Origin of the sequence: Curtobacterium citri (assembly GCF_030362955.1) — a bacterium.
Classification (GTDB): domain Bacteria; phylum Actinomycetota; class Actinomycetes; order Actinomycetales; family Microbacteriaceae; genus Curtobacterium; species Curtobacterium citri.
In genome coordinates, this window is sequence record NZ_JAUCML010000005.1 from 202,858 (window position 1) to 222,263 (window position 19,406).

Consider the following 19,406-nt stretch of genomic DNA (forward strand, 5'->3'; position numbering starts at 1 on the left):
CTCCAGGCCGGCAGTCAGGCGTCCTGGTCGCCGATGGCGGCGAGCCGAGCCTCTTCGTCCGCCGAGATGGCGGACTGCACGACGGGCTCGAGCGCACCGTTCATCACGCGGTCCAGGTCGTACGCCTTGTACCCGGTGCGGTGGTCCGCGATCCGGTTCTCCGGGAAGTTGTACGTGCGGATGCGCTCCGAACGGTCCATGCCGCGGATCTGCGACTTGCGCGCGTCCGAGGCGATGGCGTCGAGCTCCTCCTGCTGCCGCGCGAGGATGCGGGCCCGGAGGACGCGCATGCCGGCCTCACGGTTCTGCAGCTGCGACTTCTCGTTCTGCATCGCCACCGTGATGCCCGTGGGCAGGTGGGTGATGCGCACGGCGGAGTCGGTCGTGTTGACCGACTGCCCGCCCGGACCGGAGGACCGGTAGACGTCGATCTTGAGGTCGTTCTGGTTGATCTGGACCTCCTCGGGCTCGTCCACCTCGGGGAACACCAGCACGCCGGTGGTCGAGGTGTGGATGCGCCCCTGCGACTCGGTGGCCGGCACGCGCTGCACGCGGTGCACGCCGCCCTCGTACTTCAGGTGCGCCCAGACGCCCTGGGACGGGTCGGTCGCGTTCGACTTGATCGCGACCTGCACGTCCTTGTAGCCGCCGAGGTCGCTCTCGGTCCGCTCGAGGAGCTCGACCTTCCAGCCCTTCGTCTCGGCGTAGTGCGAGTACATGCGCAGGAGGTCGGCCGCGAAGAGTGCGGACTCCTCGCCGCCCTCACCGCCCTTGATCTCCATGATGACGTCGCGGCCGTCGTCCGGGTCCCGCGGGATGAGCAGTCGACGGAGACGCTCCTGGCGCTCCGACAGCTGCTCCTGGAGTGCCGGGACCTCGTCCGCGAACGCCTCGTCCTCGCGGGCGAGCTCCTGGGCGGCGGCGAGGTCGTCCCCCGCCGCCTGCCAGGCCTCGTACGCGGCCTTGATCTGGTTGAGCTCGGCGTACCGCCGGTTCACCTTCTTCGCGCGGGCCGCATCGGCGTGGAGCGCGGGGTCCGACAGCTGCTGCGTCAGGTCCTCGTGTTCCGCCAGCAGCCCTGCCACCGACTCGAACACGCGTTACTCCTGGTGGCCGTTGCCGTGGTGACCGTTGGTCGCCGGCACCGACTTCTGGATCTGGACCAGGAACTCGACGTTCGACTGCGTCTCCTTGAGGTTGCGGAGGACGACGTCGAGCGCCTGCTGCGGGTCGAGCCCCGCGAGTGCCCGGCGCAGGCGCCAGGTGATCGCGACCTCGTCCGCGGAGAGCAGCTGCTCCTCGCGCCGGGTACCGGAGGCGTTGATGTCCACGGCCGGGAAGATCCGCTTGTCAGCGAGGTGCCGGTTGAGGCGGAGCTCCATGTTGCCGGTGCCCTTGAACTCCTCGAAGATCACCTCGTCCATCTTCGACCCGGTCTCGACGAGCGCGGTGGCGAGGATGGTCAGCGAGCCGCCGTCCTCGATGTTGCGCGCGGCGCCGAAGAAGCGCTTCGGCGGGTACAGCGCCGCCGAGTCCACGCCGCCGGAGAGCACGCGGCCCGAGGCCGGGGTCGCCAGGTTGTATGCGCGGCCCAGACGGGTGATCGAGTCGAGGAGCACGACGACGTCGTGTCCGAGCTCGACGAGGCGCTTCGCACGCTCGATGGCGAGCTCCGCGACCGTCGTGTGGTCCTCGGCCGGACGGTCGAAGGTCGAGGCGATGACCTCGCCCTTCACCGAGCGCTGCATGTCGGTGACCTCTTCGGGCCGCTCGTCCACGAGCACGACCATGAGGTGCGCCTCGGGGTTGTTCTTCGCGATGGCGTTCGCGATCGCCTGCAGCACGACGGTCTTGCCGGCCTTGGGGGGCGACACGATGAGACCACGCTGGCCCTTGCCGATCGGCGACACGAGGTCGATGATGCGGGTCGACAGCTTCTGCGGCTCGGTCTCGAGGCGCAGGCGCTCGTTCGGGTACAGCGGGGTGAGGTCCTGGAAGTCGACGCGCGCGGCGGCCTCCTCGGCGGTCTGGCCGTTCACGGTGTCGACCTTGACCAGGGCGTTGTACTTCTGGCGGCCCTGCTGCTCGTCGTTCCGCGGCTGCTTGATCGACCCGACGACCGCGTCGCCCTTGCGCAGGTGGTACTTCTTCACCTGGCCGAGCGAGACGTAGACGTCGCTCGGGCCCGGCAGATACCCGGTGGTGCGCACGAAGGCGTAGTTGTCGAGCACGTCGAGGATGCCCGCGATCGGGATGAGGACGTCGTCCTCGGTGATCTCCGGCTCGAACTCGTCGTTCTGGCCACCACGACCGCGCTTGCGGTCGCGCTGACGACGGCCCCGACCGGTGTCGGCCTCGTCCTGCTGCTGACCGTTCTGCTTCTGCTGGCCGTTCTGCTGCTGACCGTTCTGCTGGCCGTTCTGCTGGCCGTTCTGCTTCTGCTGACCGTTCTGCTGGCGGTCGTCCTGCTTGGCGTCGCCGGAGCGCTGGTCGTCCTGCTTGCCGTTCTGCTTCTGCTGGGCAGCCTGCTGCTGCCCGCCCTGCTGGTCACCGTTCTGCTGCTCGGTGCCGTCGGCGTTCTGCCCGCGACCACGACCGCGACCCCGGCTGCGACGACCGCGGCGGGAGCCGCCCTCGCCCTGCTGGTCGGACTGGTCGCCCTGGTCGCCCTGCTCCGGGGCGGAGGTGGGCTGCTCGGCGGAGGCGACACGGGCCTCCTGGCCGGCGTCCTGCTGCTGCGCGTCGTCCTGCTGCTGCTCGGGCGCCTGCTGGGCCGCGTCCTGTCCGCCGCGACGGCCGCGACGACGGCCGTTCTGCGCCGCCTCGGCCGCGTCCTTCTCGGCACGGACCTGGTCGAGGCCCGCGAGCAGGTCCTCGGTACCGGTGTGGCCGTGGTTGGTGTGCTCGGCGGCCGACGTCGGCTCCGCGGTGACGGTGCCGCTCGACGAGGCACGGCGCGACCGGCGGCCGCGCGCAGGCTGCTCGGCCTGCTCGGTGCCGGGCTGCTGGGCGTCGTGCTGCTGGGCGTCGGGCTGCTGCTCGGCGGCGGGCTGCGCCGTCTCGACCGGCTGTGCGGAGGCGTCCTCAGCAGCCGGCGACGTCGCCGGGGCGGCCAGCGTCGGCTGCTCCGTGGCGGCGGGCGCTTCGGCTGCCCCGGGGGCCGCTGCCTCGTCGCCTGCCGGGCGCTTGTCCTCGATCGCCGCGATGAGGTCGCCCTTGCGGAGCTTCGAGAGCCCGGTGATGCCGAGCGAGGATGCGATGCGCTGGAGCTCCGGCAGGCGGAGTGCGCGCAGGTCGCTGGGGATCTCCACCGCGGTGGAGTCGTTGACGTTCGTCAAGGTCGGTGTTTCCTTTCGGACCGCAGAACGCGGAGAGTTTCCACCGTCACGGCGCTGGGATGCGCTGCGTCCGTCGTTCAGACGACGGACCGGGATTCGGTGTTCTGAAAGAGAGTGCCCCCGCGCACCGGACCCTGCGCCAGCAGCGGATCAGTCCAGGGCGGATGATTCCTTGCGCCTACGCGGGATCGGCTTCGAGCGCCGAGTGCGGCACCACTGTAGCACCACCGAGGTCCACGGCCAGCATGAGCGCCCGCCAGTCCCCCTGCGCGTGTCGCTGCACGAGGTCGGCGGCCGTCAGGCGCTGCGACGGGTCGCTGCCGAGCACGAGCAGGCTCGGTCCGGCGCCGGACACCACCGCGGCGAGCCCGTGCTGACGGAGGAGGGCGATCAGGGCGTCGGTCTCCGGCATCGCGCTCGCGCGGTACGACTGGTGCAGCCGGTCCTCGGTCGCCGCGAGCAGGAGCTCGGGGCTCTGGATGAGCGCCGCGACGAGGAGGGCCGAGCGGGACACGTTGAACGCGGCGTCCTCGTGCGGCACGCTCGCGGGCTGCAGTGAGCGGGCGAGCTTCGTCGACAGCGTCGAGGCGGGGACGAACACGACGGGCGACACACCGCGGTGGACGAGCAGTCGCTTGACGGCGGGCCCGTCGGCCGTCATCCAGGCGATGGTGAGGCCACCGAAGAGCGCCGGCGCGACGTTGTCCGGGTGCCCCTCCATCTCGGTGGCCAGGGTGAGGAGCGTCGAGGCGTCGAGGTCGACGATCCCCTCGAGCAGGCCGCGCGCCGCCATCAGGCCGGCGACGATGGCCGCCGCGGACGAACCCATCCCGCGGCCGTGCGCGATGGCGTTCACGGCGTGCAGGTCGAGCCCGGGCTGCTCCACCCCGGCGTGTGCGAGCCCGCGACGGACCGCCTGGACGACCAGGTTGGTGTCGTCCGTGGCGACCTCGCCGGCGCCGACGCCCTCGACGGTCACCGTCGCGCCGGGCTCCGGCCGGACGCGCACGACGACCTCGTCGTACACGGAGAGCGCGAGGCCGAGCGAGTCGAACCCGGGGCCGAGGTTCGCCGAGGTCGCCGGGACGCGCACGCGGACCGCCCGTCCGGCCGGTACAGCACTGCGGGCGGTCATGCCCTCCCCCGGTCCGGACGAGCGGTCGGTGCTCACGCGGGGCCGACCAGTCCGAGGACCTCCGCCACCGACTTCGTGTCCACCGGGACGCTCGTCGGGGCGACCTCGCCGCCGTCCGCCGTGCGGAGGGCCCACTGCGGGTCCTTCAGGCCGTGACCGGTCACCGTGATGACGACCTTCGCCCCCTTCGGCACGACACCGGCGTCCGCGCGCTCGAGCAGCCCGGCGACACCGATGGCCGACGCCGGCTCGACGAAGACGCCGACCTCGGCCGACAGGATCCGGTGTGCGGCGAGGATGCCCTCGTCGGTGATCGCGCCGAAGTAGCCGTCGGTCTCCTCGCGGGCGTCGAGGGCGTACTGCCACGAGGCCGGGTTGCCGATCCGGATCGCCGAGGCGATGGTGTCCGGGTGGCGGACGACCTCGCCGGAGACGATCGGCGCGGACCCGGCGGCCTGGAAGCCGAACATGCGGGGCATCCGGGTCGACCGGCCCGCGGCGACGTCCTCGCGGTACCCGCGGGAGTACGCGGTGTAGTTGCCCGCGTTGCCGACCGGCAGGAAGTGGAAGTCCGGCGCGTCACCGAGCACGTCGACGACCTCGAACGCGGCGGTCTTCTGGCCCTCGATGCGGTCGTTGTTCACCGAGTTGACGAGGTGCACCGGGTAGTTCGCCGCGAGATCACGGGCGATGTCGAGGCAGTCGTCGAAGTTGCCCTGGACCTGCAGCAGCTGCGCGTCGTGCGCGACGGCCTGGCTGAGCTTGCCCATCGCGATCTTGCCCTCGGGCACGAGCACCGCCGCGGTGATGCCCGCGTGCGTGGCGTAGGCGGCGGCCGAGGCGCTCGTGTTGCCGGTCGAGGCGCAGATGACGGCCTTCGCGCCGTGCTCGACGGCCTTCGAGATAGCCATCGTCATGCCGCGGTCCTTGAACGACCCGGTCGGGTTCATGCCCTCGAACTTGACGTACACGTCCGCGCCGGTGCGCTCCGACAGGCGTCGCGCCGGGATGAGCGGCGTCCCGCCCTCGCCGAGGGTGACGACGGGCGTCGCCTCGGTGACGTCGAGACGGTCGGCGTACTCGCGCAGGACTCCCTGCCACTGGTGGGCCATCAGGCTCTCCTTGTTCGGTGTGTTGCTCGGGCTCCGCGGACCGGGGCTCAGGCCCCGACGACCCGCAGGACGCTGGTGGTCTCGACGACGACGTCCTCGTTCCGGAGCGCGACGACCGTGGCGGCCAGGTCGGACTCGCGGGCGAGGTGCGTGCCGATGACGAGGGTGGCGGTGCCGGGCGTGCCGTCGCCCGGGTCGGTCGCGGCGGACTGCTCGACGGTCTGCACGCTCACGCCGTGCTTCGCCAGCACGCCCGCGACCGTGGAGAGCACGCCGGGGGCGTCCGCCACGTGGAGCGTGATCTGGTAGCGGGTCCGCACGGTGCCGATCGGGAAGACGGGCAGTGCGGACTGGGTCGACTCCGCGATGCCGGGGCCGCCGATGACGTGCCGACGCGCGGCGGACACCAGGTCGCCCAGCACGGCCGACGCCGTCTCGACGCCGCCGGCACCCGCGCCGTAGAACATGAGGTCGCCGGCCGCCTCGGCCTCGACGAAGACGGCGTTCTTCGCGCCGTGCACGCTCGCCAGCGGGTGCGACTCGGGCACGAGCGCCGGGTACACGCGGGCGCTGACGCCCTCGACGCCGTCCGCGTCGGTCAGGCGCTCGGCGGTCGCGAGGATCTTCACGACGTAGCCGGCCTTGCGCGCGGCACGCACCTGCTCGATCGTCACGTCGGTGATGCCCTCGCGGTGCACGGCGGCCAGCGGCACCGAGGTGTGGAACGCGAGCGAGGCCAGGATGGCCGCCTTCTGCGCGGCGTCGTAGCCCTCGACGTCGGCGGTCGGGTTGGCCTCGGCGTACCCGAGCTCCGTCGCGGTCGCCAGGGCCGCCTCGAAGGTCGAGCCCTCGCGGTCCATCAGGTCGAGGATGAAGTTCGTGGTGCCGTTGACGATGCCCATGATGCGCTCGATGCGGTCACCCGCGAGCGAGTCGTGCAGCGGCCGGATGATCGGGATCGCACCGGCGACGGCGGCCTCGTAGTAGAGCTGCGCGCCGACCTGCTCCGCCGCGGCGAAGAGCTCGGGGCCGTGCGTGGCGAGGAGCGCCTTGTTGCCGGTGACGACGTCCGCGCCGGACTGCAGCGCCTGCAGCACGAGGGTGCGAGCGGGCTCTATGCCACCGATGAGCTCGACGACGATGTCGGCCCCGAGGATGAGCGACTGCGCGTCCGTCGTGAAGAGGTCCTTCGGCAGGTCCACGTCGCGCGGGGCGTCCAGGTCGCGGACCGCGATGCCGACGAGCTCGAGCCCTGCGCCCGCACGGGATGCCAGCTCGTCACCGTGCTCGAGGAGCAGGCGGGCCACCTGGGAACCGACGGAACCGGCTCCGAGCAGCGCGACGCGGACGTTGCGGTATTCGATCATGTGGTGCGCATTCCTGTGGGTCGGGTGTCAGCCCGGTTCGGTCGGGGTCAGCGGCCGGAGCCGGCGACGACCCCCGTGTCGCGGGCGAGCAGGTCGTCGATGGACTCGCCACGGACGAGGATACGGGCTGTGCCGTCGGCGACCGCGACGACCGGCGGGCGACCGACGTGGTTGTAGTTGCTGGAGAGCGACCAGCAGTAGGCCCCGGTCGCGGCCACGGCGAGCAGGTCACCGCGGTGCACGTCACCCGGCAGGTACTCGTCGTGCACGACGACGTCCCCGGACTCGCAGTGCTTGCCGACCACGCGGGTGAGGATCGGTGCGGCGTCCGACGTCCGCGCCAGTCGCGCCGTGTAGTCCGCGCCGTAGAGGGCGGGGCGTGCGTTGTCGCTCATGCCGCCGTCGACCGAGACGTACGTGCGTGTGGCCGACACCCCGTCGTCCGACTCGAGGGCCACCGGCTTGATCGTGCCGACGCGGTAGAGCGTGATCCCGGCCGGGCCGACGATGTAGCGACCGGGCTCCACGGCGACCTCGGGGACGGGGATCCCCCGCTCCGCGCAGGCCTCCGCGACGATGCTCGCGAGGGCCTCGGCGACGTCCTCGGGCGCGAACGCGGAGTCCCCCTCGGTGTAGTCGATGCCCCAGCCGCCGCCGAGGTTGAGCTCCGGCACCGGACCGGACGCCACGAGTTCGGCGTGCACGTCCATCAGGCGTCGCGCTGCCTCGCGGAAGCCGGACTCGTCGAAGATCTGCGACCCGATGTGCGAGTGCAGCCCGACGAAGGCCAGCGAGGGCTCGGCGCGCACCGCGGCGGCCGCGTCGACCGCCTCGGAGAGCGGGATGCCGAACTTCTGGTCCTCGCGCGCGGTGGCGAGGTACTCGTGGGTGCTCGCGTGCACGCCGCTGTTGATGCGGATCCGCACGCGCTGGACCGTGCCGGCCTCGGCGGCGGCACGGGCGACGCGGCCGATCTCCTCGTGACTGTCGAGCACGATCGTGCCGAGTCCGACCTCGACGGCACGCGCGATCTCGGCGTCGGACTTGTCGTTGCCGTGGAAGCCGAGCATCGCCGGGTCGGCACCGCCGGCGAGGGCGACCGCGAGCTCACCGGCCGTGCAGACGTCGAGCCGCAGCCCCGCTTCCGTCATCCAGGCGGCGACCTGCGTCGTGAAGAAGGCCTTCGCCGCGTAGTACACGTGTGCCCGCGTGCCGATGCGCTCGAACGCCTCGGTGAAGGCGGTGCGCACGCGGGCCGCGCGGCCCTGCACGTCGCGCTCGTCGACGACGTAGAGCGGCGAGCCGAACTGCTCGACGAGGGCGGACGCGGTGTTGCCGCCGACCACGAGCTCGCCGTCGTCGGTCCGCGTCGCGGAGGCCGGCCAGATCCGCGCTGTCAGCGCGGAGGCGTCGTCCGGCGTCCGCAGCCGCGGCGGGGCAAGGGGGTTGGCGCTCACGGGACCCGATCCTAGCGAGCCGGGACGAGCCTCCCGGCCGGTGTTACGCCCGCCGGTCAGCCGCAGCTGCCCACGGTCCGGAGGCCCTGCTCGGTGAGCGGCAGCGTGCCGGCCGTGACGCGCACGGTCGCCTGCCGGGCGGTGATGTCGAGCGAGCGGATGCGCAGCTGCTCCGGCAGGAACCGCGCGGTGCAGACCTGGACCGGCACGTCGGTGACCCCGGGGATCGAGTCGACGCCGAGCCCGAGGTCCGGGTTGGTGATGCGGACGTTCCGCGGGGTGATCGTGACGCCGCGGCCGTCGGACTGCGTGGTGACGGCGCCGGTCGCCGCGTAGGAGATGTCGTACCCGAGCACCGCGGTCGACCCGGACAGCTCGACGCCGTCGTCCACCAGGCGGAGTCGCTGGAACAGCGGGCTGTACTTCGCCAGGTCCTTCACGCTCGTCGCGGCGAGGGTCACGTGCCCGTCGACGTCGTGCACGTCCCCCTGCCCGTCGACCGGCACGTCGCGCGCGGTGACGTCGGCGGCGAGCGGCACACCGTCCACCGTCAGGCGGTCGGAGGTGATGTGCACGTCCGCCAGGGTCCCGGCGAGCAGCTGCGGGATGACGATGCCGTCCGCGTGCGCGGTGACCTCGCCGGTCGCACCCTCGGGCAGCGACTGCTCGACCTGGTCCGCGATGATCCGGTCGACGACGCCGCGCAGGACGAACTCGGCGACCACCGCGAGGACGGCGAGCACGAGCACCACGACGACGAGGACGACGGGCCAGCGACGGCGCTTCCGGGTGGGCTCGGTGGCTGCGGACATGCGTCCCACCCTGCCAGGTGCTCCCCGCGGCCCGGCTGGGGGCGGGGTGGGCGCCCGGTGGGCGCGGGCGCGGCGGCGCGGGGTGCGGACGCGACGCTGCTCCGGCCTGGAGGCGCGGGACGGGACCGCCACGCGCCTCCCGTCCGACCGTTCCTTCCCATGACGCGCGCGATGCCTGGCGGGATCGGGCGTACCGGGTCGTGCGGAACCGCCGGGTACGCCCGGAACCACTCGGTACGCCCGGAAGTACCCGGAAGGCCGCCGCGGCGCGGGGCGCGACCCTGCCCCGGCCTGGAGGCGCGGGTGCGGCCCGCCCCGCACGTCACGGCCGCCGCAGGGTCGCGTCCCCGCGACGTGGCGCGTGCCGCCCGCGAACAACGGGAAGCGCGTCGCGCCACGCAATTCCGTGGCGCGACGCGCTCGTCGTTGTGCAGGCGCAGCGGGCGCCGCGCCGCGCTACATGCGCTCGGGTGCGGTGACCCCGAGGAGGGTCAGGCCGTTGCGGACGACCTGCCCGGTGGCGTCGTTCAGCCAGAGGCGCGTGCGGTGCAGGTCCGTCACGGCCTCGTCGCCGAGCGGGGTCACGCGGCAGGCGTCGTACCAGCGGTGGTACAGCCCGGCGAGCTGCTCGATGTACCGCGCGATGCGGTGCGGCTCGCGGAGCTCGGCAGCCTGGCGCACCACCCGCGGGTACTCCGCAAGGGCGCCGAGCAGCGCGCCCTCGGTGTCGTGCGTGAGCAGCGACGCGTCGAACGCCGAACGGTCCACGCCCGAGGCGGCGGCGTTGCGTGCGACCGACTGCGTGCGGGCGTGGGCGTACTGCACGTAGAAGACCGGGTTGTCGTTGGTCCGCTTCGTGAGCAGGTCGAGGTCGATGTCGATCGCGGTGTCGCTGGCGAACCGGACGAGGGCGTACCGGCCGGCGTCCACACCCACGGCGTCGACGAGGTCCTCCATCGTGACGATCGTGCCGTTGCGCTTCGACATGCGCATCGGCTCGCCGTCCTTGAGCAGGTTGACCATCTGCCCGATGAGGATCTCGAGGTTCGTGCCCGGCTCGTCGCCGAACGCCGCGCACATCGCCATCATGCGGCCGACGTAGCCGTGGTGGTCGGCGCCGAGCATGATGAGGTTCCGCTCGAAGCCGCGCTCGCGCTTGTCCAGGTAGTACGCCAGGTCACCGGCGATGTACGCGGGCTGCCCGTCGGACTTGATCACGACCCGGTCGCGGTCGTCGCCGAAGTCGGTCGTGCGGAGCCAGAGCGCGCCCTCGGCCTCGTACATCTTGCCGAGGGACTGCAGCCGCTCGATGGCGCGCTCGACGGCCTTGGACTCGTGCAGCGAGTTCTCGTGGAAGAACACGTCGAAGTCGACGCCGAAGTCGTGCAACGACGACTTGATGTCCGCGAACATGAAGTCGACGCCCTCGCGGCGGAACAGCTCCTGCGCCTCGTCCCGCGGCAGGTCCGTGACGTCGGTGCCGGCCGGCAGCGTCGCGATCACCCGCGCGGCGATCTCGGCGATGTAGGCGCCGCCGTAGCCGTCCTCCGGGGTGGGCTCGCCGAGCGCGGAGGCGACCAGCGACCGGGCGAAGCGGTCGATCTGCGCGCCGTGGTCGTTGAAGTAGTACTCGCGGGTGACGAGGCCGCCTTGCGCCTCGAACACGCGGGCGAGGCTGTCGCCCACGGCCGCCCAGCGCACGCCACCCATGTGGATCGGGCCGGTCGGGTTCGCGGAGACGAACTCGAGGTCGATGCGGACGCCGTCGTAGAGGTCGCCACGCCCGAACGCCTGCGCCTGGTCGACGATCGTGCGGGCGATCTCGCCGGCCGCGGCGGCTTCGAGCGTGATGTTGATGAAGCCGGGACCGGCCACGTCGACCGAGGCGACGCCGTCGAGCTCGGTCAGCTCGCCCGCGATCTCGGTCGCGAGCTCACGCGGGTTCGTGCCGAGGCGCTTGGCGAGCTGCATGGCCGCGTTCGACGCCCAGTCGCCGTGCGCGCGGTTCTTCGGACGCTCGAGGGCCACGTGGGACTCCCCGATCGTCACGGTGTCGGACGCGCCTCGTCGCTCGACGATCCCGGTCAGGATCGACAGGTACGCGGCGGAGAGTTCGGCAGGAGTCACGAGGGTCGAGTCTACCGGGACACCCAGGTGCCTCGCGGGCCGGTGCCGGTCGCCGTGCAGCATCATGTCCGGATGACCACCCGCAGCCGTGCCCGGGCGATCACCGTCGCCGCCCTCACCGTCGCCGCGTCCGCCCTCCTGTCGGGCTGCACCGGCGCCCGCGACACGGCCCCGAGCGCCACGGCGACGCCCATCGGCACGGCCGTGCGGCAGTCCTGCGCCGACCTGCTGCCCGCCGAGGCGCTGGCCGTGTACGGGAAGACCTTCCGGCAGGACACCGACTGGCGTCCGGGGAAGGGCACGCCCGCGGCCACGATCGAGCGCCAGCGCGGGCGGGTCTGCCGCTTCGTCGCCACCGACGACCCGGGCACCACCGTCACGCTCGCGGTCGCGCACCTGCCTGAGAAGTCGCTCACCACCCTGAAGGACGCCCTGTACGACCGCGGCGGCTCCGTCCCGACCTACCGCGTCGAGGGGTACTACGCCCTCGCCGACGGGGTCGGCCGCGCGGACGCCTTCCCCGACCCGTACTGGATCACCACCGAGTCGACGCTCTTCACGGAGCCGGGCGGGGCGCAGCCCGTCGTCGACGCGGTCCGCGCCGTCCTGCAGCCGACCGCCTCGGCGAGCCCGACGGGCTGAGCCGGCCACCGCCGGACGGGAGGCGCGGCGCGACCCCGCCCCGCGCCTCCCGTCCGGCGGTCCGCGCGACACGGGCGCGACACGCGCTGTCGGGACCGGGTCACCGGACCTGCTACGGTTGGTGTCACCCACGAGCCCCCATAGCTCAGGGGATAGAGCACTGCCCTCCGGAGGCAGGGGCGGAGGTTCGAATCCTCCTGGGGGCACAGGAAACTCCCGCGCAGGACGAGGTCCTCGCTGCGCTCGGTCCGCGTCGCGCGACGTCGCGTGCGGCGACCCTCCCCCGTGGTCGAGCCCGGCTCCTGCGTCCCGATCGGCCGCGCGCGATGTCGCCTGCGGCGACCGTCACCCGTCGTCGAGCCCGGCTCCTGCGTCCCGATCGGCCGCGCGCGACGTGTTTCCGTGCGCGACACCCGGCGTCAGTAGGATCCGCGCGATGAGCACCGGCACCACCGACACCCAGGCGGAACTCGCGCGCGGCGAGCACGCCCCGGCACCGCGCACCCTGCTGGACGTCCTCGAGGCGACCGCGGCCGCGCACCCCGACGCCCTCGCGCTCGAGGACCCGGCCGGGACGATCGACACCGTGACGCTCCTCCGGCTCGTCCGGGAGCAGGCCGACGACCTCGCCACGCGCGGCGTCCGTCGGGGCGACCGGGTCGGCGTGCGGATCCCCTCGGGCGGCCGCGACCTGTACCTGTCCATCCTGGCCGTGCTCGCCGCCGGCGCCGCCTACGTGCCGGTCGACGCGGACGACCCCGAGGAGCGCGCCGCCCTCGTCTTCGGCGAGGCCGGCGTGGTCGGCGTGATCGGTGCCGGCGGCGTCCTGCGGCAGGACGGCACACCGGACGCGGCGCCCTCGCCGGTCGTCGACCCCGCCGCACGCGCCGAGGCCCCGACGACCGAGGACGACGCCTGGATCATCTTCACCTCCGGCTCGACGGGTGTGCCGAAGGGCGTCGCGGTGACGCACCGGTCCGCCGCCGCGTTCGTCGACGCCGAGGCACGCATGTTCCTGCAGGACGCGCCGATCGGCCCCGGCGACCGGGTGCTCGCCGGCCTGAGCGTCGCGTTCGACGCCTCGTGCGAGGAGATGTGGCTCGCGTGGGGCCACGGCGCGTGCCTCGTGCCGGCACCGCGCTCGCTCGTCCGGACCGGCGTCGACCTCGGTCCGTGGCTCATCGCGCACGGCATCACGGTCGTCTCCACGGTCCCGACGCTCGCGGCCCTGTGGCCGGACGACGCCCTCGAGCAGGTCCGCCTGGTGATCTTCGGCGGCGAGGCCTGCCCGCCCGAGCTCGCGGCCCGCATCGCCTCGCGCGACCGCGAGCTCTGGAACACGTACGGTCCGACCGAGGCCACGGTCGTCGCGTGCGGTGCCCTGATGGACGGCAGCCAGCCGGTGCGCATCGGGCTGCCGCTCGACGGCTGGGACCTGGCGGTCGTCGACGACCGGGGGCAGCGGGTGGCCCCCGGTGGCGTCGGCGAACTCGTGATCGGCGGTGTCGGCCTCGGACGCTACGTCGACCCGGCGAAGGACGCCGAGAAGTACGCCCCCTTCCCCGAGCTCGGCTGGGAGCGGGCGTACCGGAGCGGCGACCTCGTCCGGTACGACCCCGAGGGCCTGGTCTTCCAGGGTCGCGCGGACGACCAGGTCAAGCTCGGCGGCCGCCGCATCGAGCTCGGCGAGGTCGACGCGGCCCTGCAGGGCCTCGACGACGTCGCCGGCGGCGCGGCCGTCGTGCAGCGGACGCCGGCCGGCAACCAGGTCCTCGTCGGGTACGTCGCCCCGGTCGCCGGCGCGACGATCGACACGACCGCCGCGAACGCCCGACTCCGCGAGGAACTGCCGGCGGCCCTCGTGCCGCTGCTCGCCGTGGTGGAGTCGCTGCCGACCCGGACGTCCGGCAAGGTCGACCGGGCCGCGCTCCCCTGGCCGCTGCCCGGAGCCTCCGACACCGCACTGCTGCCGGACACCGTCGCGTGGATCGCCGAGCGCTGGTCCGCGATCCTCGGCGTGCCGGTGACGAGCGTCGACGACGACTTCTTCGCGCACGGCGGAGGCTCGCTGACCGCGGCGCAGCTCGTGTCCGCGATCCGCGAGCGCTTCCCCACGACGACCGTCGCCGACGTCTACGACCACCCGCGGATCGGTGCGCTGGCCGCCGCGCTCGACGACGCCGGCCCGACCGCCGCCGCACGGCGACCGGTCCGCCCGGTGCCGCCGACCACCGGGCTGCTGCTCACCCTGCTCGGCCTGCCGGTCCAGGTGCTCCGGGGCCTGCGGGTGCTGACCTGGACGGCGCTCGTCGCCGCGGTGCTGCACGCGACGACCCTGCCCGTCCTGCCGGTGCTGCCGTGGTGGGCGCTCGTGGTGGCCCTGCTGCTCTTCGTCACACCGATCGGCAAGATGGCCGTCACGGTCGTCCTCGCCCGCCTGCTGCTCGCCGGTGTGCGTCCGGGCGACCACCCCCGCGGCGGGTCCGTGCACGTGCGCGTCTGGCTCGCGGAGCGCATCGCCGAGGCCGTCGACGGTCCGTCCACCGCGGGAGCGCCGTGGATCAGCTACTACGCGCGGGCGCTGGGTGCCCGGATCGGCCGCGACGTCGACCTGCACACCCTGCCGCCGGTCACCGGCATGCTCACCGTCGGCAAGCGCGCGTCGGTCGAGCCCGAGGTCGACCTCGTCGGGCACTGGGTCGACGGCGACCTGTTCCGGCTCGGCCACGTCCGGGTCGACGCGGACGCCGTCGTGCACAGCCGCTCGACGCTCCTGCCCGGGGCGCACGTCGGCGAGGGCGCCGAGGTCGAGGCCGGGTCCGCCGTCACCGGCAGGGTGCCCGACGGGGAGCGCTGGGCCGGTTCCCCCGCGGAACGCGTGGGGTCGGCGCGTCACGGCCGGGAGGCGCGTCCCCCGGCCCGTCGTCGCTGGCTCGCCGCGTACGGGGTCGCGTCGGTCGTCGTGGCCGGCCTGCCCGTCGCGGGCGTCGCGGCGGGCCTGGCGGTCGCCGTCGTGCTCGTCGGGCCGGCCGGCACGCTCGGCACCGCGGTGCTGCGCGGGCTCGCGGCCGTCCCGCTCGCGACGCTCGTCGCGGGCACGGTCTACGCGGTCCTGGTGGTCGCTGCGGTCCGGCTGCTCGCCCTCGGCCTGCACGAGGGCCGGCACCCCGTGCGGTCGCGTCCGGGCTGGCAGGCGTGGTGCACCGAGCGCGTGCTCGACGCGGCGCGCACGCTCCTGTTCCCGCTCTACGCCTCGCTGGTGACACCGCTGTGGTTGCGGGTGCTCGGTGCGCGCGTCGGACGGGACACCGAGATCTCGACGGTGCTCCTCATCCCCTCGCTGACGCAGATCGCCTCGGGCGCGTTCCTCGCCGACGACACGATGGTCGCGACGTACGAACTCGGCGGCGGCTTCGTGCGCATCGGCCGCTCCAAGGTCGGACGACGGGCGTTCCTCGGCAACTCGGGCATGACCGGGGCCGGGCGCTCGGTGCCGCGCGAGGCGCTCGTCGCCGTGCTGTCCGCCGTCCCGAAGAAGGCCAAGCGCGGGTCCTCGTGGCTCGGGTCGCCCCCGGTCCGCCTGCGCCGTGCGACCACCGAGTTCGACGAGGAACGCACCTTCCGCCCGCCGCGCCGGCTCAAGGTCGCCCGCGGGTGCTGGGAGCTCCTCCGCCTGGTCGCGCCGATGGTCTCCGCGGCGATCGCCCTCGGCGTCGCCGGTGCCCTCCTCGCGCTGTGGTCCACGGTCGGCATCGGGTGGACCGTGCTCCTCGCCGGGCCCGTGCTCATCGTCGCCGGCGCCGTCGCGGCGGCCGTGTCGACGCTCGCGAAGTGGGTGTTCGTCGGCCGGATCGAGGCACGCGAGCACCCGCTCTGGTCGTCGTTCGTGTGGCGCAACGAGGTGCAGGACACCTTCGTCGAGACGGTCGCGCGCCCGTGGTTCGCCGAGCAGGCGACCGGCACCCCGGCGCTGGCGGCGTGGCTGCGGAGCCTCGGCGCCCGCATCGGGCGCGGGACCTGGATCGAGACCTACTGGCTCCCCGAGGCAGACCTCGTGGCCATCGGCCACGGGGCGGCGGTCGCGCGCGGCACGGTCGTGCAGACGCACCTGTTCCACGACCGGGTGATGCAGCTCGACACGGTCCGGCTCGACGACGGCGCGACCCTCGGACCGCACAGCGTCGCGCTGCCGGCGGCGGGGATCGGTGCCGGTGCCACGGTCGGACCGGCGTCGCTCGTGATGCGCGGCGAGCAGGTCCCCGGGGGCACGCAGTGGGCGGGCAACCCCATCGCACCGTGGGCGTCCGCGCCGCCGGTGCCGGTCGCGGAACGCACCACCGCCGCCCAGGACGACGGCGTCGTGGCAGACTCGACGGCACCGTGAAGCCGAACCCCGACGCCGACCCGTACACCCCGCACAGCGGCGACCGGCGGTGGAGCGCCCGGCACTACGAGCTCCGCCTCGGCTACCGCGTCGCGACGAACCGCCTCGACGCCACCGCCACCGTGCACGGCCGTGCCGTCGAGCAGCTGGACCGGATCGTCCTCGACCTGCACGGGCTGCGGGTCGACCGGGTCGACGTCGACGGCACCCGCGCGACCAAGGTGTCGACGTCCACGCACAAGCTCACGGTGACGCCCGCGGAGCCGGTCGCCGCCGGGGCGGACTTCTCGGTGCACGTCCGGTACCGGGGCGCGCCGCACCCCCTGCGGAGCCCCTGGGGCCAGATCGGCTGGGAGGAACTGACCGACGGCGTCATCGTCGCCGCGCAGCCGACCGGCGCCCCGTCGTGGTTCCCCTGCAACGACCGCCCCGACGACAAGGCGACCTACCGGATCGAGATCACCGCGGAGACGGGCTACGACGTGGTCGCGAACGGCGACCTCCTCGGGCGCGAGCGCGGTCGGGCGGGCACCACCTGGACCTGGGCGGTGACCGAGCCGATGGCGACGTACCTGGCGACGGTGCAGATCGGGCGGTACCGCACGACCGCGCTCCGCCGTCCCTCCGGCGACGCGCTGCCCGACGTGACCGTGCACCACCCGGCGGACCTCGCGGCCGCCGTGCGGACGGACTTCGGGCGCGTGCCCGACATGCTCGCGCTCTACGCGGACGTCTTCGGTCCGTACCCGTTCTCGTCGTACGGCGTCGTGGTGACCGACGACGAGCTCGAGATCCCGCTCGAGGCCCACGGCCTCGCGGTGTTCGGGCGGAACCACGTCGACGGCGAGCACGGCACCGACCGGCTGATCGCGCACGAGCTCGCGCACCAGTGGTTCGGCAACTCCGTGACCGCGGCGCGCTGGCGCGACATCTGGTTGCACGAGGGCTTCGCCTGCTACGCCGAGTGGCTGTGGTCGGAGCACCGCGGGGGCGACTCCGCGGACACGCTCGCCGACCGGTACCGCGACGGGCTGCTCGCCGGGCCGCAGGACCTCGTGGTCGCGGACCCGGGCGCGGCCGACATGTTCGACGACCGCGTCTACAAGCGCGGTGCCCTCGCGCTGCACGCGGTGCGTCGGACCTTCGGCGACACCGCGTTCACCACGGGTCTCCGCGCGATCACCGCGGAGCACCGGCACGGCTCGGTGGCGCCGACGGACGTGTTCGCGGCGTTCGCTGCGGCGGCGGGCGTGACGGAGCTCGCGGTGCGTCGGGTCACGGGTCCGTGGCTCGACGAGCCGGGCGTGCCCGCACTGCCGACCGGCGGCTCGGCCTAGCGACGGGCGGACCCGGCCGCCGGCGCCCTCGCGGGACGGGCAGGCCGGACCGTCCCACCGCCGGACGGAGCGGGCTGGACCTCGGCCCAGAGGGCGTCGAGGGACAGCCCGACGACCCCGGCCAGCGCGGCGATCGTCGCGAACGACGGGGTCGCGATCCGGCCGGTCTCGATCTTCCGGAGGGTCTCGGGCGAGACGCCGGCGGCGAGGGCGACGTCGAGCATCGACCGGTCCGCACGCGCCGAGCGGAGCAGCGCACCGAGCCGGCGGCCGCGTTCGAGCTCGTCGGGACTGAGCGGGAGTCGGACCATGCTCCGATGATAGTACCGGCCGGACAGTACCGGTACGATCATCCCGTGATCGAGATCCTCTCCCCCGCCGAGGTCGACCGCGCACGCCGGACCGGTGCGCTCGTCGGCACGATCCTGCAGACCCTCCGTGCGCGCACGGGCGTGGGCACGAACCTGCTCGAGATCGACCGGTGGACCCGGACGATGATCGAGGACGCCGGTGCCGAGTCCTGCTACGTCGACTACGCGCCGTCCTTCGGACGCGGGCCGTTCGGGCACCACGTCTGCACCGCCGTCAACGACGCCGTGCTCCACGGGCTCCCCCACGACCGGGACCTCGCGGACGGCGACCTGCTCACGCTCGACCTCGCGGTGTCGCTCGACGGCATCGCCGCGGACGCCGCCGTCAGCTTCGTCGTCGGCACGGCCGACCCGGCGGACACCGCGATGATCGAGACGACCGAACGCGCCCTCTCCGCCGGCATCGCCGCGGCCCGACCGGGTGCACGGACCGGTGACCTGTCCCACGCGATCGGTAGCGTCCTCGCTGCCGCCGGCCACCCGGTCAACACCGAGTTCGGCGGCCACGGCATCGGGTCGACGATGCACCAGGACCCGCACGTGTCGAACGCCGGACGACCGGGCCGCGGCTACACCCTGCGCCCGGGGCTGCTCCTCGCGCTGGAGCCGTGGGTGATGGCGGACACCGACGAGCTCGTCACCGACCCGGACGGCTGGACCCTCCGGAGCGCCACGGGGGCCCGCACCGCCCACACCGAGCACACGATCGCGATCACCGAGGACGGCGCCGAGGTGCTCACCCGACCGGGGGTGTGACGCGGTCCTCGACCTCGACCGGCAGCCCGCCGGCCGCCACCGCGAGCACGGTGCCCGGCGCGGGCCACAGCACGGTGACCGGCTGCACGCGTCCCGCGAAGCGTGCGACCGAGCGCTCGAGGTCGACCGCCACCGCGGTGGGGTCGACACGCAGGCCCCGGCCGTCCCGCTTCAGCACGGCCTCCTTCACGGCCCAGGCAGCGGCTCGGTCGGCGTCCCCGCCGAGCCCTCGTCGTTCGGCCGGCCCGAAGGCGTCCAGCGGCGCGGCCGCGACACGGGCGACCTGCTCGAGGTCGATGCCGAGCGCCACGTCGGTGACGGCGGTCCCGCGGACGACGGCGAGGGCGGTCGCGCCGCCCGTCCGCGCGGTGCTCACGGGCACGGCGCGTCCGGCGGCGGTGGCCCAGGGTCGGCCGTGGTCGGTCGACCCGCAGTGCGGACAGGTGCGCCCCGCGTGCACGGCGGCCACGTCGACGGCCGCAGCGGACGCGACGGCGGCGAGCAGGGCCTCCCGGTCGTCGCCGGACGGGACGATCGTCACCAGGACGGCGGGGGTCGGACGGGCCAC

Annotated in this window: 14 protein-coding genes and 1 tRNA gene; 5 read left to right on the forward strand and 10 right to left on the reverse strand. The window is 73.7% G+C overall.

Annotated features, from left to right (window positions below):
* Window positions 1–14: 14 nt before the first annotated feature.
* The 8 genes from prfA to argS form a co-directional block, all read right to left on the reverse strand.
* Entirely contained in the window at window positions 15–1,097 is a 1,083-nt protein-coding gene (prfA, locus tag QUG92_RS09770; protein WP_069710751.1) for a peptide chain release factor 1, read from the reverse strand.
* A gap of 3 nt (window positions 1,098–1,100) precedes the next feature.
* Entirely contained in the window at window positions 1,101–3,338 is a 2,238-nt protein-coding gene (gene rho, locus QUG92_RS09775; RefSeq protein ID WP_289458867.1) for a transcription termination factor Rho, read from the reverse strand.
* 178 nt (window positions 3,339–3,516) lie between these two features.
* The gene (gene thrB, locus QUG92_RS09780) at window positions 3,517–4,473 is read right to left on the reverse strand and encodes a homoserine kinase (RefSeq protein WP_289458937.1); all 957 of its coding nucleotides are present in this window, start codon (window positions 4,471–4,473) and stop codon (window positions 3,517–3,519) included.
* 32 nt (window positions 4,474–4,505) lie between these two features.
* Window positions 4,506–5,585 carry a threonine synthase gene (gene thrC / locus QUG92_RS09785; RefSeq protein WP_182046847.1) on the reverse strand — a complete coding sequence of 360 codons (1,080 nt, stop codon included), beginning with the start codon at window positions 5,583–5,585 and terminating at the stop codon, window positions 4,506–4,508.
* 47 nt (window positions 5,586–5,632) lie between these two features.
* On the reverse strand, window positions 5,633–6,952 hold the full coding sequence (locus tag QUG92_RS09790; RefSeq protein WP_289458868.1) for a homoserine dehydrogenase: 1,320 nt from the start codon (window positions 6,950–6,952) through the stop codon (window positions 5,633–5,635).
* A 47-nt stretch (window positions 6,953–6,999) separates the two neighbouring features.
* Window positions 7,000–8,409: a diaminopimelate decarboxylase gene (gene lysA, locus QUG92_RS09795; RefSeq protein ID WP_289458869.1), complete on the reverse strand. Its 1,410-nt coding sequence runs from the start codon at window positions 8,407–8,409 to the stop codon at window positions 7,000–7,002.
* 56 nt (window positions 8,410–8,465) lie between these two features.
* Entirely contained in the window at window positions 8,466–9,221 is a 756-nt protein-coding gene (locus QUG92_RS09800) for a DUF2993 domain-containing protein (RefSeq protein ID WP_182046849.1), read from the reverse strand.
* 456 nt (window positions 9,222–9,677) lie between these two features.
* Window positions 9,678–11,348 carry an arginine--tRNA ligase gene (gene argS, locus QUG92_RS09805; protein WP_289458870.1) on the reverse strand — a complete coding sequence of 557 codons (1,671 nt, stop codon included), beginning with the start codon at window positions 11,346–11,348 and terminating at the stop codon, window positions 9,678–9,680.
* Window positions 11,349–11,420: 72 nt separating this feature from the next.
* Here argS and QUG92_RS09810 point away from each other — a divergent pair, with 72 nt between their 5' ends.
* The 4 genes from QUG92_RS09810 to QUG92_RS09825 all read left to right on the forward strand — a co-directional run bounded on the left by QUG92_RS09810 (window position 11,421) and on the right by QUG92_RS09825 (window position 17,711).
* Complete coding sequence (locus QUG92_RS09810; protein ID WP_289458871.1) at window positions 11,421–11,990, forward strand: hypothetical protein; 570 nt, start codon at window positions 11,421–11,423, stop codon at window positions 11,988–11,990.
* Window positions 11,991–12,124: 134 nt separating this feature from the next.
* A tRNA-Arg gene (locus tag QUG92_RS09815) sits at window positions 12,125–12,196 on the forward strand.
* Between the two features lie 230 nt (window positions 12,197–12,426).
* The gene (locus QUG92_RS09820) at window positions 12,427–16,374 is read left to right on the forward strand and encodes a Pls/PosA family non-ribosomal peptide synthetase (protein WP_289458872.1); all 3,948 of its coding nucleotides are present in this window, start codon (window positions 12,427–12,429) and stop codon (window positions 16,372–16,374) included.
* Complete coding sequence (locus tag QUG92_RS09825) at window positions 16,371–17,711, forward strand: M1 family metallopeptidase (RefSeq protein WP_289458873.1); 1,341 nt, start codon at window positions 16,371–16,373, stop codon at window positions 17,709–17,711. Before QUG92_RS09820 ends, QUG92_RS09825 begins: the two co-directional genes overlap by 4 nt.
* Here QUG92_RS09825 and QUG92_RS09830 read toward each other — a convergent pair.
* Window positions 17,708–18,022 carry a helix-turn-helix transcriptional regulator gene (locus QUG92_RS09830; protein WP_289458874.1) on the reverse strand — a complete coding sequence of 105 codons (315 nt, stop codon included), beginning with the start codon at window positions 18,020–18,022 and terminating at the stop codon, window positions 17,708–17,710. The two genes, QUG92_RS09825 and QUG92_RS09830, sit on opposite strands and share 4 nt — an antisense overlap.
* Before the next feature lie 45 nt (window positions 18,023–18,067).
* Between QUG92_RS09830 and map the strand changes: the two genes are divergently transcribed.
* Complete coding sequence (map, locus tag QUG92_RS09835) at window positions 18,068–18,838, forward strand: type I methionyl aminopeptidase (RefSeq protein ID WP_289458875.1); 771 nt, start codon at window positions 18,068–18,070, stop codon at window positions 18,836–18,838.
* On the opposite strand, the gene QUG92_RS09840 is transcribed toward map, so the two are convergent.
* Window positions 18,819–19,406 (reverse strand): 4'-phosphopantetheinyl transferase family protein, encoded by a 588-nt coding sequence (locus tag QUG92_RS09840; RefSeq protein WP_289458876.1) that lies wholly within the window; start codon window positions 19,404–19,406, stop codon window positions 18,819–18,821. The genes map and QUG92_RS09840 overlap by 20 nt on opposite strands.